Consider the following 14028-nt stretch of genomic DNA (forward strand, 5'->3'; position numbering starts at 1 on the left):
GGCGCTGCACAAAACGGTACGAAGGTCCGTAATGTCTTGGCCCCGGCCAACCACTAATGCAAAAAAGTTACACTACCCAAGGCAAAATGTGAACGTTCATTTTTGCAGTTGTGAACGCTCACAATAATGATATGAAAAGCACATCGCGCCGTATGGGCGCCATGATTTTTGACGATATCACCTGAAAAAATTCAGGTGGATCAAAGGGGAGGCAGACAGTGTCAGCTCGAATCGAAAGCCGCATTTCATCCTTCGGCAACCGCGCTCGTGCGCTTGCCGGCGTATCGGGCGTTGCCTTGTGCATGGCCGCCAGCAACGTTGCGTTCGCGCAGGAAACTCTTGAAGAACAGCAAGAGCAGGAAGCCGGTGAAGCGGACGTCAACACCATCGTGGTGAGCGGATTTCGCGCCTCGCTGCGTTCCGCGCAGGACTTCAAGGAAAATGCCGACACCGTCGTTGACGTGATCACGGCAGAAGATGTCGGCGCGCTGCCGGATCGCTCCGTTACCGAAGCCTTGCAGCGCGTTCCCGGCGTCAACATCGGTCGTTTCGAGAAAACGTCCGACCCCGATCGCTTCTCCGTCGAGGGCACCGGCGTTATCATCCGCGGCCTGCCCTATGTGCGCAGCGAACTGAATGGCCGCGATATCTTTTCCGCCACCGGCGGCCGCAGCCTGAGCTTCGAGGATGTTTCTCCCGAACTGGTGGGCCGCGTGGAGGTGTACAAGAACACCACAGCTGACATGATCGAGGGCCAGATTGCCGGCCTGGTAAACCTTGTCACGCGCAAGCCGCTGGACAATCGCGGCCTGCATCTCGCCGGTTCGATCGAGGCCAATTATGGCGATCTGCGTGAAGAATGGTCTCCCACCTTCAACATCCTGGGCTCCAACACGTTTGACACTGGCATCGGCACCTTCGGCCTGCAGCTGTCCTATTCCTATTCCGAACTGAAGAGCCGTACCGACGCTTCGCAGGTTGCCGATCCCTGCTATCGCAATGCCGATCTTTCGGGCGGCTGTCTGCGCGTGTTCGATGTGAACTCCGGCGGTTTCGGCGATGTGCAGAATTTCACGCAGGATAACTTCCCGCCTGCAGGTTCCGTCATCGTGCCGCAATATGCAGGCGTGCGCACCACCGATCTTGATCGTGATCGCGAGGCGATTTCGGCCATCGGCCAGTTCGAGAGCAGCGACGGGCGTTTCCTCGTCACAGCGGAATATCTGCGTTCCAAGGCGCAGTTCTTCACCGAAGAGTATGCGCTGCTGGGCCGTATCGACGATGGCGTGTCTGCGCCCGATCCGCGCCCCGGCACCGATTTTACCTTCGATGAAAACGGCCTGTTCCAGACCGGCATTCTGACCGACAATGTGGGCAATGCCTATGCAACGCCGTTCGGCCTTGGCGGCATTCCGGTGGATTCCCTGCGCTTCCTGCGCGACACCGAAACGGTGACGGAAGACTATTCCGTCGATGTCTTCATGGAATTGACCGATCGCCTTCGTGTGAAATTCGAAGGCCAGATCGTGCAGTCCGATCTGCAGCGTGATTCCGTGTTCGGCGCGCTCAGCACCTGGGCGGATATCGATCTGGACCTGACGGGCAAGACGCCCAACGTGCAGTTCCTCGCCCCTCCGGGTGCGCCTGCGGATTACTTCTCCAGCGGCTTCTACACCTATTACTGGTTCGGCCTGGACAGCCGTGAGCGCAACGATGGCGAGATGTACACTCTGAGCGGCGATGTTGAATATGACATCGGCGAAGGTTTCCTGCGCAAGGCATCCTTCGGTGCGCGCTGGGCGGACCGCGATCGCACCACCCGCAACACCAATTTCAGCACCTGGGGCAACCTTTCGGCACCGTGGACGGGCCGTGGCGGCTGTGCGCCCTGGGGTGAAGGCGCGGGCTGTTTCTCCGAGGGCCCCGGCCCATTCGGCAACGGCTTTATTCCGGGCCGTTTCTACACCGGCCTTCCCGGTCAGGAATTTGCCATTGCAGGCGGCGCATTCACGGATGATTTCCCCGATGCGTCCCAGCTGCGCAATCCCTTTGGTGACAACTTCCAGCGTGGCGAGGCGGGTACGCCGATCCCCAATGGCGAAGCCTATTTCTATGGCGGGGACGATTTCCTGGCGGATTACCTTGCCGGCAAGACCGATCAGGAATGGCAGGCGATCACAGATTTCTCCATCTCGCCAGAGCGTTTCAACCTTGGCGTAAACGGCCGGTCCTACTTCAACCCGGTTACCGGAGAGACAACCGCCTGCGACATCTTCTGCCCGCCGGACATCTCCAACGTTACCGAAGTCACCAAGGCTGCCTATGCCCGCCTCGACTTCGGCCATGATTTCGACAGCGGCTGGTCGCTGGGCGGCAACATCGGCGTGCGTTACGTTGAAACCGCAGTTAGCTCCGACGCGCTGGTCGGCTTCCCGCAGGCGAACCAGTTCGACGATCCCTCCATCGGCGGGAACGGCGATGGCGTGGTGCAGGTGGCCGAGATCCAGAACCTGTGCCAAAGCCCGGTACCGGCTGGCCAGCAGCGGCTCTATTGCCAGCTGACCGGCGCTCGCCTGGCCGAATTTGCATCGCTGTTCACCGGCGAAGCTATCCCTGACGATCGCGACATCACCTTCGATCACTGGCTGCCATCCTTCAACGTGCGCTTGGACAGCGGCGATGGCTGGGTGTTCCGCGGTGCCGTTTCTAAGGGTATCTCGCGGCCTGATCTACAATTGTTCAACGCAGGCGGCGTGCTGGGCTTCAGTGGCCGGGTGGACTCCGGTCCGCTGCTCAGCCTGGATACCGGCAACCGCAACCTGCTGCCTGTTGAAGCGTGGAATTACGATCTCTCGGTTGAATGGTATTTCGACTCGGTCGGCTCCATCACTGCGGCAGGTTTCGTGAAAGACATCAGCGGCATCGTCAGCCGGGGTACGGGTGTCGTCAATTACACCAGCCCGACGGGCGTATCGCAGGACGTGATCATCAATGGCCCCGCCAACGATATCGACGGCACGCTGTACGGTGTGGAACTGGCCTATCAGCAGGTTTACGACTTCCTGCCGGGCCTGCTCAGCGGACTGGGCAGCCAGCTCACCTATACCTATGTGAATGGCGACGATTTCCCCAACCCGCTGATCTCCGGCATCGGCTCGCCTTCGGTGGCCAGCGCTGGCGCGCCGCTTAACGGCAGCCCGTTTGTAAACCAGCAGCCGCTGCAGGGCATCTCTGAGCATACCGTCAACGCGACGCTGTTCTACGAAAAGGGTCCGATCTCGCTGCGCACCGCCTACAACTGGCGCTCCGCCTTCCTCATTACACCGCGCGATGACATTTTCCCGTTCTCGCCGATTTATCAGGAAGCCACGGGCCAGCTCGATGCCTCCATCTTCTATGACCTGACGGAGAGCATCAAGGTTGGCGTCCAGGCGGTGAACCTGCTGGATGAAGTGACCGAGACATCGCAGGTCATCGATTATGACGGCACCCGCGTAACGCGCTCTGCATTCCGCAACGACCGCCGCTTTACCTTCCTCGTTCGTTTCGACTTCTAAAGTCGGAGCTCCTCCGGACGAGAGAACCAGATGGGCCCCTGCGTATCCAAACCGCAGGGGCCCATTTTCGTATCGGCGTTGCAGCTTGGGCGATTTTCTGCCTGTCTAGAATCTTGCGGGAAGGAAGCAGCATCTCATGATCAGGAATGCCTCTGCGTTACAGGCCGGTGCGGCATGTCTTGCCATGCTCCTTCCGCTGGGCGGCTGCGGCACCGATGGCGCGAGGCTCCCCTCCGCCGTGGAGGCTGCGCAATCGGAAGAGTGGCAATTGATGTGGGCCGACGAATTTGATGGCGCCGCTGTCGATAAAGACCGCTGGACCGTGGTTGAAGACTGCTGGGGCGGCGGAAATGAGGAGCGGCAATGCTACACCGCGCGGCCGCAGAACGTGGCGGTGAATGATGGAATGCTGATCATCACCGCGCGTGAAGAAGCATTCACCGGCCCTGCGTGGCCCGCAAGTTTCGGCCCCGCCGATGCCGATCCTGCCGAGACTGCGACAAAGCCCTTCACCTCCGCCAAGCTGACAACGCAAAGCCATTCCGCATGGACCTATGGCCGCTTTGAAATGCGCGCTCGCCTGCCGCAGGGGCAGGGCGTGTGGCCCGCCTTCTGGATGCTGCCCGAAGGCAGCGCATATGGCAGCTGGGCCGCATCGGGCGAGATTGACATTCTGGAGGCGGTGAACCTGGGCGTGGAATGTGAGAAATGCGAAACCGGCGGCGAGAACAGCCTGCTGGACACGCTGCATTTCGGCGGCCAATGGCCGGATAACGACTTTTTCGGCACGGAGGTTTCCATGCCTGCCATTCTGGACAATGGCTTTCACACCTATGGCGTGAACTGGGAAGAAGGGCGGTTTACCTGGACCTTCGACGGAGAGCCCTATGCCACCGCGCAGGCAAGCGACTGGTTCACCACCGCCACCAGCAACCCCGATGCGCCATTCGACAAACCATTCCACCTGATCATCAACCTTGCCGTGGGCGGCGGCCTGCCGGAGAGCCGCGGACTTGGCGGCGTGTCTGCCGCGGATTTTCCCAAGCGGATGGAGGTGGACTGGGTTCGAGTCTGGCAATGCGGCGCAGACGCGTCTAGCACGCGGGCCTGTACGGGGAATTGATTCCATGGCGCGTCGCCGACAATCGGTAACGATCAAGCATGTAGCTGCAGATGCAGGCGTTTCGCTGCAAACCGTCAGCCGCGTCATCAATAACGAGGCAAACGTCCGCCCGGAGATGAAGGCGCGGGTGCAGGCCTCCATCGACAAGCTTGGCTATGTCCCCTCCATCGCCGCGCAGAGGATGAGCGGATCGCGATCCTACCTGATCCTTGCCCTCAACGATCGGCAGCGCACGATAGAGGACTGGCGCGCCCGTGAGGGCAGCGACTGGATCGACCAAATGTTGCTGGGCGGCATGCTGAAATGCGCCGAATACGGATACCGCCTGATTTTCGAACTGGTGGATACGCACAGCGATCATATCGAGCGCGAACTGAAGGGCGCGATTGCCGCGTTGCAGCCCGATGGTGTGATCCTGACCCCGCCGCATGGTGACAACGCGCTGATCACCGGCCTGCTGGACAAGCACAAGATACCCTATGTGCGCATCGGTTCGCGCGCCAATGGCGGCGCGTTGTCGATCTCCATGGGCGATGATGCGCTGGCGCGGATGGCCACGCAGCACCTGATAGACAAGGGGCATATGCGCATCGGCTTTATCGCAGGGGCGCGCGAATATGCCGTCAGCCAGTGGCGCAAGGAAGGCTGGCTGGAGACGATGCGCGATAATGGCTTGGCGACAGACGGCCTGTGCGAACGCGGCGATTTCAGTTTCGCTTCGGGAGAGCAGGCAGCGCGCATCCTGCTGGAAAGCCGGGCGCGGCCCACGGCGATCATCGCCAGCAACGATCAGATGACGATGGCCACCAACAAGGTGGCACACGAACTGGGCCTGAAAGTGCCGGGCGACCTATCCCTGATCAGCTTTGACAACACCCCCGTGGTGCGCTTCGTGCAGCCGCCCCTGACGGCAATAGACCAACCGATTGCGGAAACCGTATCGCGCGCCGTGGAACTGCTGATCAAGTCGCAGCGCGGGGAGGAGCTTCCCCCATTGCCCCTGATCGTGGAGGGCAGCCTGGTTGAACGCAATTCGGTTGCCGCGCCGCCGAAATCGAAATGACGCAGCAGGTGGGCGCGCCGACATCGGCCGACCGCCAGAGCATGCGTTTCATGCTGCTTTATGCGCTCGCCTCCGCCGGTGGGGCGATGGCCTATATCCCATTCCTCACCATCCTTTTGCCCGTGCGGGTGGAGGCGATGGCGGGCGGCGCGCATATCAGCTGGCTGGCCTATTGCGCCTTCGTTGGCGCGGTGGCCGCCAGCCTTGCACATATCCTGTTTGGCTGGCTGTCCGACCGCACGCAAAACCGGGGTGGGTGGATTGCTGCCGGGCTGGTGCTGAGCTGCTCGATGCTATTTGCCATGACGACGGCAAGCGATCTTTCCACGCTGCTGGCGGTGCTGGTGGCCTGGCAGATCTCGCTCAACATGATGCTGGCCCCTTTGGCGGCGATGGCGGGCGATTTCGTGCCCGATCGGCAGAAGGGGCTGCTGGGCGGCCTGCTGGCATTTTCGCCCGCCATAGGCGCTGCATCGGGCGCATTGGTGACGATACCCGGATTGGCCGATGCAGATTCGCGGCTGGCCATCGTGGCCGTGCTGGTGGCGATATGCGTATTGCCCGTGCTGCTGTTCGCCCGGCCAAGGGCCTTTCCCGAATTGATGGAGCCGGTGCAGCAGCAGAGGGGCGCGCGCGATCCCCTGCCGCGCAGGCTGGTGGTGCGGATGTGGTTTGGCAGGCTGCTGGTGCAGATCGCGGAGGCTGCCCTGTTCGCCTATCTCTATATCTGGCTGCGCAGCATATCTGGCACCATACAGGACGATGACGCAGCGCAGGTGTTCACCGTCACCCTGTTCGTGGCGGTGCCGGCAACCCTGATCGTTGGCCGATGGGCTGATCGCAACAATCGGCCGATATTGCCGCTGGTGATCTGCGCCGCCGTGACGGCTGCTGCGCTGGGCGTGATGGCAACGGCCACGGCGCTGCCGCTGGCGATGATCGGCTATGGCCTCTTTGGTTTTGCATCGTCCATCTTCCTGGCCTTGCATTCGGCGCAGACATTGCGCGTGTTGCCACGGCCCCAGCATCGCGGGCGTGACCTTGGATTCTTCAATCTCACCAACACCGTGCCATCGCTGGTGATGCCCGGATTGACACTGGCGATGGTGCCGGTGTTCGGCTTTTCCGGCCTGTTTGTGCTGCTGGCCGTGCTGGTGGTGCTGGCCGCCCTGCTGCTCGCCACCGTTCCCCGACCTCAATAGGCGCTTGCCACAAGCGGAAAGGCATGTCAGAACCTTTTTTGAGAACGTTAACAATTTGCCGAGGATTGTGATGCGACTGGGTTTTGGATTGCGTGCCGGAGTGGCCCTTGCCGCTGTAAGCCTGGGGCTGGGGGCCTGTGCCACCGTGCCCACGGATACAGGCGTGCAGCAGGGTTCCGAAGTGGAAGCCACAGCAGCCGCCAGTACAGAGGATGCGGTGGTTGCCGACCTCCTGTCCCGCATGTCGCTGGAGCGCAAGATCGCCCAGCTGATCCAGCCGCAGATCAACAGCTTCACGCCTCAGGATATGGAGCGTTACCGCTTCGGCAGCTATCTGAACGGCGGCAATGGCGGACCCTATGGCGATGAATACGCGCCGGCTTCCGAATGGCTTCGCTATGCGGACGAGATGTATGATGCATCCGTGCAGCCGCTTGCCAATGGAGAGCCGGCCATTCCCACGATGTGGGGCACGGATGCCGTGCATGGCCACACCAATGTGGTGGGAGCCACGATCTTCCCGCACAATATCGCGCTGGGCGCGGCAGGCGATGCAGATCTTGTGCGCCGCATCGGCCATGCCACCGCGGTGGAGATCGAGGTTACCGGCATCGACTGGAATTTCTCCCCCACCGTCGCCGTTGCGCAGGATGATCGCTGGGGCCGGACCTACGAAAGCTACTCCGAGAACAAGGAACTGGTGGCCGCGCTGGGGGCAGCTTTGGTTGAAGGGTTGCAGGGCAATCCCGCCAATGCCGACTATCTCGGCACGGGCCGCGTTATCGCCACGGCGAAGCATTTCTTCGGCGATGGTGGCACGGATAACGGCGTGGACCAAGGCGAAGTCACCGGCGACCTTGGCGAACTCATGGAAATCCACGCCTATCCTTACCCTGCCACGATCGATGCCGGGGTGGAGGCGATCATGGCCAGTTTCAACTCCATCAATGGCCGCAAGATGCACGGCAACGAGCAATTGCTGACAGACGTGCTGCGCGGGCAGATGGGTTTTGACGGGCTGGTTGTGGGCGACTGGAACGGCCACGGGCAGGTGGCAGGATGCACCGTTACCGATTGTGCGCAATCGCTGCTGGCGGGCCTCGATATCTACATGGTGCCTGACGACTGGAAGGGCCTGATGGAAACGCTGATCGCGCAGGTTGGCGATGGCACCATTCCCATGTCCCGCGTGGACGAGGCGGCAGAGCGCGTATTGCGCGTGAAATACCGTGCCGGATTGCTGGGCGATGATGCGCAACTTCCCTCCGAACGCGGCGTTGCCGGTCGGTTCGACATGCTCGGCTCCCCCGAACATCGCGCCATCGCGCGCGAAGCCGTGGCCCGTTCGCAGGTCATCCTGAAAAACGATGGCGTGCTACCGCTGGCTGCCGGTGCAAATGTGCTGGTGGCGGGCAGCGCGGCTGACAATATCGGGCAGGCTGCTGGCGGCTGGACGCTGACATGGCAGGGCGGGCGCGAACTGGATCGCGATCTGTTCCCCAATGCTACCTCCATCTGGGAAGGGCTGGAAACCGCAATCACGGGCAATGGAGGCACGGCCACGCTTTCCGCAGACGGCAGCTTCACGCAGCGCCCGGATGTGGCCGTGGTGGTGTTCGGTGAACGCCCCTATGCCGAATTTGCCGGAGACCGCCCCGATCTTGTATTCCGCGACGAGGAAGGGCTGGAACTGTTGCGCAGCTTCCAGGCGCAGGACATTCCCACCGTGGCCGTGTTCCTTTCAGGTCGCCCGATGTGGATGAACCGCGAAATCAACGCCTCCGATGCTTTCGTGGCATCATGGCTGCCGGGCAGCGAAGGCGCGGGTGTGGCCGACATTCTCACCGGCGCGCGCCAGGCGACGGGTCGCCTCTCTTTCAACTGGCCTGCCGAATGTGAGGGAGAGCCGCTGAACAATGCCGAAGGTGCGCAATTCCCCTTCGGCTATGGCCGCGCGCTTTCCGACACCTCCTCGATCGGCACCCTGCGTGAAGATTGCGCTGCCCTGCTTGTTGGCCCGGCGCGCGAACTCTTTGCTTCGGGTCGTCTAGGCGAGGGCGTAACCGCCAATGTCGGGGCTAGCACCCTGCCGAACCTGCTGGGCAGCGGAGGCGGCGTGACCGCACGCGGGTACGACCGCAATGCCCAGGAAGATTCGCGCGAGATCGCCATGGCCGCCGGTTCCGAACTGACGCTGATGCAGGACGAGGACAGCGGCGGTGCCTACCGCATTACCTACGAAGTAATGGCACGCCCTTCCGGCCCCGTCACACTGACGACCGGCGATGGCGTGATCGACCTGACCTCGCATTTCGCCCACGCCTTCGAAAAGGGCTGGCGCGAGATGGTGATTACCGAAGCTTGTGCCGGATCGCTGGGCGAGAGCATCACCTTTGCGACGGAAGCGGACATCGCGTTCCGCATTGCCGAGGTATCGCGCACCGATTTGCCAGAAGACACTGAATGCTCTTTCTGACATCGTTGTCTTTCCCCAATGCCGCCGAGTGTGGCAGGGATTTGATTTGACGATCATACATTGATTCGCGCGGACCCGTTTTTACAAGGCGGGCTGCAACCAGGGAGAATGAAATGGCCCTAGCGCCCGATGTTTCCAGCAGCACTGATCCGCGCCCGGCGGTGGATGACGATACGCCCCCGGTAAACGCGCCGGGCCTGCAGTATTTCGTCTTTGGCCTGTTCTTTATCTTCGGCGGGATCACCTCGCTGAACGACGTACTGATCCCGAAGCTGCGCGAGCTGTTCACCCTCTCCTATACAGAGGCGATGCTGGTGCAGTTCTGCTTCTTCGCGGCCTATCTGCTGATCGGCATTCCCGGCGCGAAGCTGGTGAAGAAGATCGGCTATATGCGCGGCGCGGTGGCGGGCCTTTGTACCATGATCGTGGGCTGCCTGCTGTTCATTCCCGCCAGCCAGACGGCAACCTATGCCATCTTCCTTGGCGCCTTGTTCATCCTCGCCAGCGGCGTGGTGATCGTGCAGGTTGTGGCCAACCCGCTGATCAGCCTGCTCGGCCCGCCATCCACGTCTCACAGCCGCCTTACCTTTGCGCAGGCGTTCAACTCTCTGGGCACCACCGTCTTCCCGATCGTGGGCGCAGCCGTAATCCTGGGCAGCCTGGCGGAAATGTCAGCAGATCAGTTGGAAGGCGCTGCCTTGCAGGCATACCGCGCTGCGGAGAGTGAGGCGATCTGGCAGGGCTATCTGGGTGTTGCCGCGCTAATCGCGGTGGTGGCAGCGGCCGTATGGATGTTCCGCAACCGCCTGCCGCATGATGCGGCGCTGATGGGCGAGGGCGATCTTGTTTCATCGAAACGTTATCTGATCGGATTGGCGCTGGCTGCCATTGGCGTATTCGTCGCCATCCAGGTCAGCGGGTGGTTGGGCGTCCTCATCATTCTGCTCGCACCGGCCTATTGGCTTTACGACAACCCGCTGTTGAGGCGCACACGCTTCAGCTACGGCGCGCTGTGCATCTTTCTCTATGTGGGTGCCGAGGTTTCCATCGGGTCCATCGTCATCAACTACCTCATGCTCGAACGGGTCATGGCCGATGGCGGTCCGATCACGGCATGGCTGAATGACTTTTTCGGCGCTGAACCTGACGCAGTTGAATGGATGATCGGCCTGTACTGGGGCGGCGCGATGGTGGGCCGTTTCATCGGCTCTGCCGCCTTGCGGGTATTCAGCCCCGGCAAGATACTGGCCTTCAATGCCATCGGCGCGATAACATTAATACTGATCTCGACCAACACATCTGGCGAGCTTGCCGGCTTCACTTTGCTGGCCGTGGGCCTGATGAACTCCATCATGTTCCCCACCATCTTCTCGCTCGCATGTGAGAAGCTGGGGCCGCAGGCGGCGGACGGATCGGGGATCATCAACGTCGCCATCTTCGGTGGCGCGGTGGTGCCGCTGCTGTACGGTGTGGTGGCCGATGCCACCGGAGGAAACCTGGCGCTGGCGATGACAATTCCCATCGTCTGCTACGCCATAATCGCAGGCTTCGGCCTCTTCGCGCGTCGCCCGGCATAATCAAAAAGAAAGCCGGAAAGCGAAAAGGGCGGCAGATCGGTAAGGATCTGCCGCCCTTTTATTATGGGCATTGTGAGGAGGGCTTATTCGCCTTCCGGCCTCTGCCACGCCAGCACGGGCTTGCGCGCAGCCTGCGCCTCGTCCAGCCTTGCGCGCGGGGCGTGGTGCGGCGCGGTTTGCAACGTCTCGTCACCGGCCTTTGCGCGTTCCGCCAGGGAACGCATGGCCGTGGCGAACTGGTCCAGCACGGCCTTGCTCTCCGTCTCTGTCGGCTCCACCAGCATCGCGCCGTGCACCACCAGCGGGAAGTACATCGTCATCGGGTGGAAACCCTCATCGATCAGGCCCTTCGCCAGATCGAGCGTGGACGTCCCCTCGGCGAAGCCATGATCGCTAAACAATGCCTCGTGCATGCAGTGCCCGGCATCGCCGAAGGGTGCATCCAGCACATCATCCAGGCTGCGCAGCAGGTAGTTCGCATTCAGTACCGCATCGCCGGAGGCTTGCCGCAGACCATCCGCGCCGTGGCTGAGGATGTAGGTCAGCGCGCGGGTGAACATGCCCATCTGGCCGTGAAACGCCGTCATCCGGCCAAAGCTGCCGGGGAACTCATCGCCCACGTTTTCCTCTTCCACGAGGTGGATCTCGCCAGTGCCCGCATCCTTCGTCACGAAGGGCAGGGGTGCAAACGGAGCCAGCGCTTCTGACAGCACCACCGGGCCGGAGCCGGGGCCACCGCCGCCATGCGGGGTGGAGAACGTCTTGTGCAGATTGATGTGCATGGCATCCACGCCAAGATCGCCAGGACGCACACGGCCCATGATGGCGTTGAAATTCGCGCCGTCACAATACACCAGTCCGCCCGCATCATGCACCGCGTCCGAAATGGCTTTCATGTCGCGTTCGAACAGGCCGCAGGTGTTGGGGTTGGTGATCATCACGCCCGCCACATCGGGGCCAAGCCGCGCCTTCAGCGCCGCCAGATCCACCCGGCCATCCTTGCCAGCGGGGATATTCTCCACCTCGTAACCGGCGAAGGCCGCGGTGGCGGGATTAGTGCCGTGGGCGCTTTCAGGCACCAGCACCACCTTGCGTGCATCGCCGCGTGCTTCCAGCGCGGCACGGATGCACAATATGCCGCACAATTCGCCATGCGCGCCTGCCTTGGGGCTCATGGCAACGGCGCTCATCCCGGTCAGCTCGATCAGCCAGTGCGACAGCTCATCAATCACGCCCAGCGCGCCCTTGATCGTGTCCACGGGTTGCAGCGGATGCACATCGGCAAAGCCGGGCATGCGCGCCACCTTCTCGTTCAGGCGCGGGTTGTGCTTCATGGTGCAGCTGCCCAGCGGGAACAGGCCAAGATCGATGGCATAGTTCTGGCGGCTGAGGCGCGTGTAATGGCGCACGGTTTCCGGCTCGGAAAGGCCGGGCAGATCCATCGGCTGCTTGCGGGCAAATTTGCCCAGCCGGTTTGGCGCATCGGTGTCAGGTTCGGGCAGATCAACCCCGCAGGTATCTGGCGTGCCCAGCTCGAAGATCAGCCGTTCTTCCAGCATCAGCGCCTTGTTGCCGGTGACGGTGGGGTAGTCCGCATCGCCTGTCGCGGCGACGGGGGTGCCGGGTTTCCAGCCGCTCTGGTTCATCGTGTTCATGCCGCTTTCTCCGCGCCGATCGCCTGCTCCAGGGCGGTGGCCAAAGCCTCGATATCATCGTCCGTGTTGGTTTCCGTCACGGTGACGAGCAGACCGTTCTCGCGTCCGTCGCCATCGGGGAAAAGGCGGCCCAGCGATACGCCGGCCAGCACGCCCTTCGTCGCCAGATCGCGCACCAGTGGGCGGGTTTCAGTATCCAGCATCAGCGTGAATTCATTGAAGAACGTATCGTTCATCACTTTCACGCCGGGCACCTGCGCCAATCGATCGGCAGCGCGGCAGGCAAGGCGGTGGTTCTCCGCCGCCAGTGCCCTCAATCCCTTCTCGCCCAGCAAGGTCATGTGAACGGAAAAGGCTAGCGCACACAATCCGCTGTTGGTGCAGATGTTACTCGTCGCCTTCTCGCGCCGGATATGCTGTTCACGGGTGGAGAGGGTGAGCACGAAGCCTCGCTTGCCATCCGCGTCCACCGTTTCGCCGCAAAGCCTGCCGGGCATCTGCCGCACATGCTTGGGATTGGTGATGGCGAACAGGCCAAGATATGGACCGCCAAATTGCAGGCCCACGCCGATGGACTGGCCTTCACCCACCACGATATCCGCGCCCAGATTGCCGGGAGCCTCCAGCGCGCCAAGGGCGACAGGTTCTGTATTCACCACGATCAGCAGCGCGCCCTTTTCATGCGCGGCATCGGCGATTTTCTGAAGATCGGGGATGCGGCCCAATATGTCAGGATATTGCACCACGACGCAGCTCGTCTCGTCATCGATGCGCGCGATGATATCGTCATCGCCGGGGTTGGCGTTGGGCACGGGCAGGTCATATTCGACATGGCCCGGCGTGAAGCGCGCCATCGTCTGCGCGACAGATACGTAGTGCGGATGCACGCCGCCGCTCATCAGGATGCGGTGCCGCTTCGTGAGCCGCGCGGCCATCACGATCGCTTCCCAGCACGCGGTGGAGCCATCATACATCGATGCATTGGCAATCGCGCCGCCATAAAGGCGTGCAACCTGCGTCTGGAATTCAAACAGCATCTGCAGTGTGCCCTGCGCGATTTCGGGCTGGTAGGGCGTGTAGGCTGTCAGGAACTCGCCGCGCTGGATGATGTGATCCACGGTGGCGGGCACATGGTGGCGATAGGCCCCCGCGCCGCAGAAAAACGCCGCATCTGCAGCTGCCAGGTTCTGCTTCGAAAGCCGCCGCATGTGCTTTTCAACCGCCATCTCGCCCGCATGGGCGGGCAGGCCTTCGATGGGGCCATCCAGGTAATGCTCTGCGGGAACATCATCGAACAGCGCATCGATGGACGGGGCGCCGATCTTTTCCAGCATGGCCCCGCGGTCAATATCGGTGAGGGGGAGGTAACGCATCG

8 protein-coding genes are annotated in these 14028 nt (G+C 61.9%); 6 read left to right on the forward strand and 2 right to left on the reverse strand.

Annotation, left to right across the window (positions count from 1 at the left end):
• Positions 1-218 precede the first annotated feature (218 nt).
• The 6 genes from GRF63_RS14045 to GRF63_RS14070 all read left to right on the forward strand — a co-directional run bounded on the left by GRF63_RS14045 (position 219) and on the right by GRF63_RS14070 (position 10998).
• Positions 219-3557: a TonB-dependent receptor gene (locus tag GRF63_RS14045; protein WP_337189678.1), complete on the forward strand. Its 3339-nt coding sequence runs from the start codon at positions 219-221 to the stop codon at positions 3555-3557.
• Positions 3558-3693: 136 nt separating this feature from the next.
• Positions 3694-4680, forward strand: coding sequence for a glycoside hydrolase family 16 protein (locus GRF63_RS14050; RefSeq protein ID WP_160486662.1), 987 nt, complete (start codon positions 3694-3696; stop codon positions 4678-4680).
• Between the two features lie 4 nt (positions 4681-4684).
• On the forward strand, positions 4685-5743 hold the full coding sequence (locus tag GRF63_RS14055) for a LacI family DNA-binding transcriptional regulator (RefSeq protein WP_160486663.1): 1059 nt from the start codon (positions 4685-4687) through the stop codon (positions 5741-5743).
• On the forward strand, positions 5740-6945 hold the full coding sequence (locus tag GRF63_RS14060) for an MFS transporter (protein ID WP_160486664.1): 1206 nt from the start codon (positions 5740-5742) through the stop codon (positions 6943-6945). Before GRF63_RS14055 ends, GRF63_RS14060 begins: the two co-directional genes overlap by 4 nt.
• Positions 6946-7015: 70 nt before the next feature.
• Positions 7016-9421 carry a glycoside hydrolase family 3 protein gene (locus tag GRF63_RS14065; RefSeq protein WP_160486665.1) on the forward strand — a complete coding sequence of 802 codons (2406 nt, stop codon included), beginning with the start codon at positions 7016-7018 and terminating at the stop codon, positions 9419-9421.
• A 113-nt stretch (positions 9422-9534) separates the two neighbouring features.
• Positions 9535-10998 (forward strand): sugar MFS transporter, encoded by a 1464-nt coding sequence (locus tag GRF63_RS14070; protein WP_160486666.1) that lies wholly within the window; start codon positions 9535-9537, stop codon positions 10996-10998.
• 83 nt (positions 10999-11081) lie between these two features.
• Here the strand turns inward: GRF63_RS14070 and gcvPB are convergent, their stop codons facing one another.
• On the reverse strand, positions 11082-12653 hold the full coding sequence (gene gcvPB / locus GRF63_RS14075; protein WP_160486667.1) for an aminomethyl-transferring glycine dehydrogenase subunit GcvPB: 1572 nt from the start codon (positions 12651-12653) through the stop codon (positions 11082-11084).
• Positions 12650-14026, reverse strand: coding sequence for an aminomethyl-transferring glycine dehydrogenase subunit GcvPA (gene gcvPA, locus GRF63_RS14080; protein ID WP_160486668.1), 1377 nt, complete (start codon positions 14024-14026; stop codon positions 12650-12652). The genes gcvPB and gcvPA overlap by 4 nt, the downstream gene beginning before the upstream one ends.
• Positions 14027-14028: the final 2 nt, after the last annotated feature.

It is taken from the genome of Aurantiacibacter rhizosphaerae (genome assembly GCF_009807005.1).
In the GTDB taxonomy this organism is placed as follows: Bacteria; Pseudomonadota; Alphaproteobacteria; order Sphingomonadales; family Sphingomonadaceae; genus Alteraurantiacibacter; species Alteraurantiacibacter rhizosphaerae.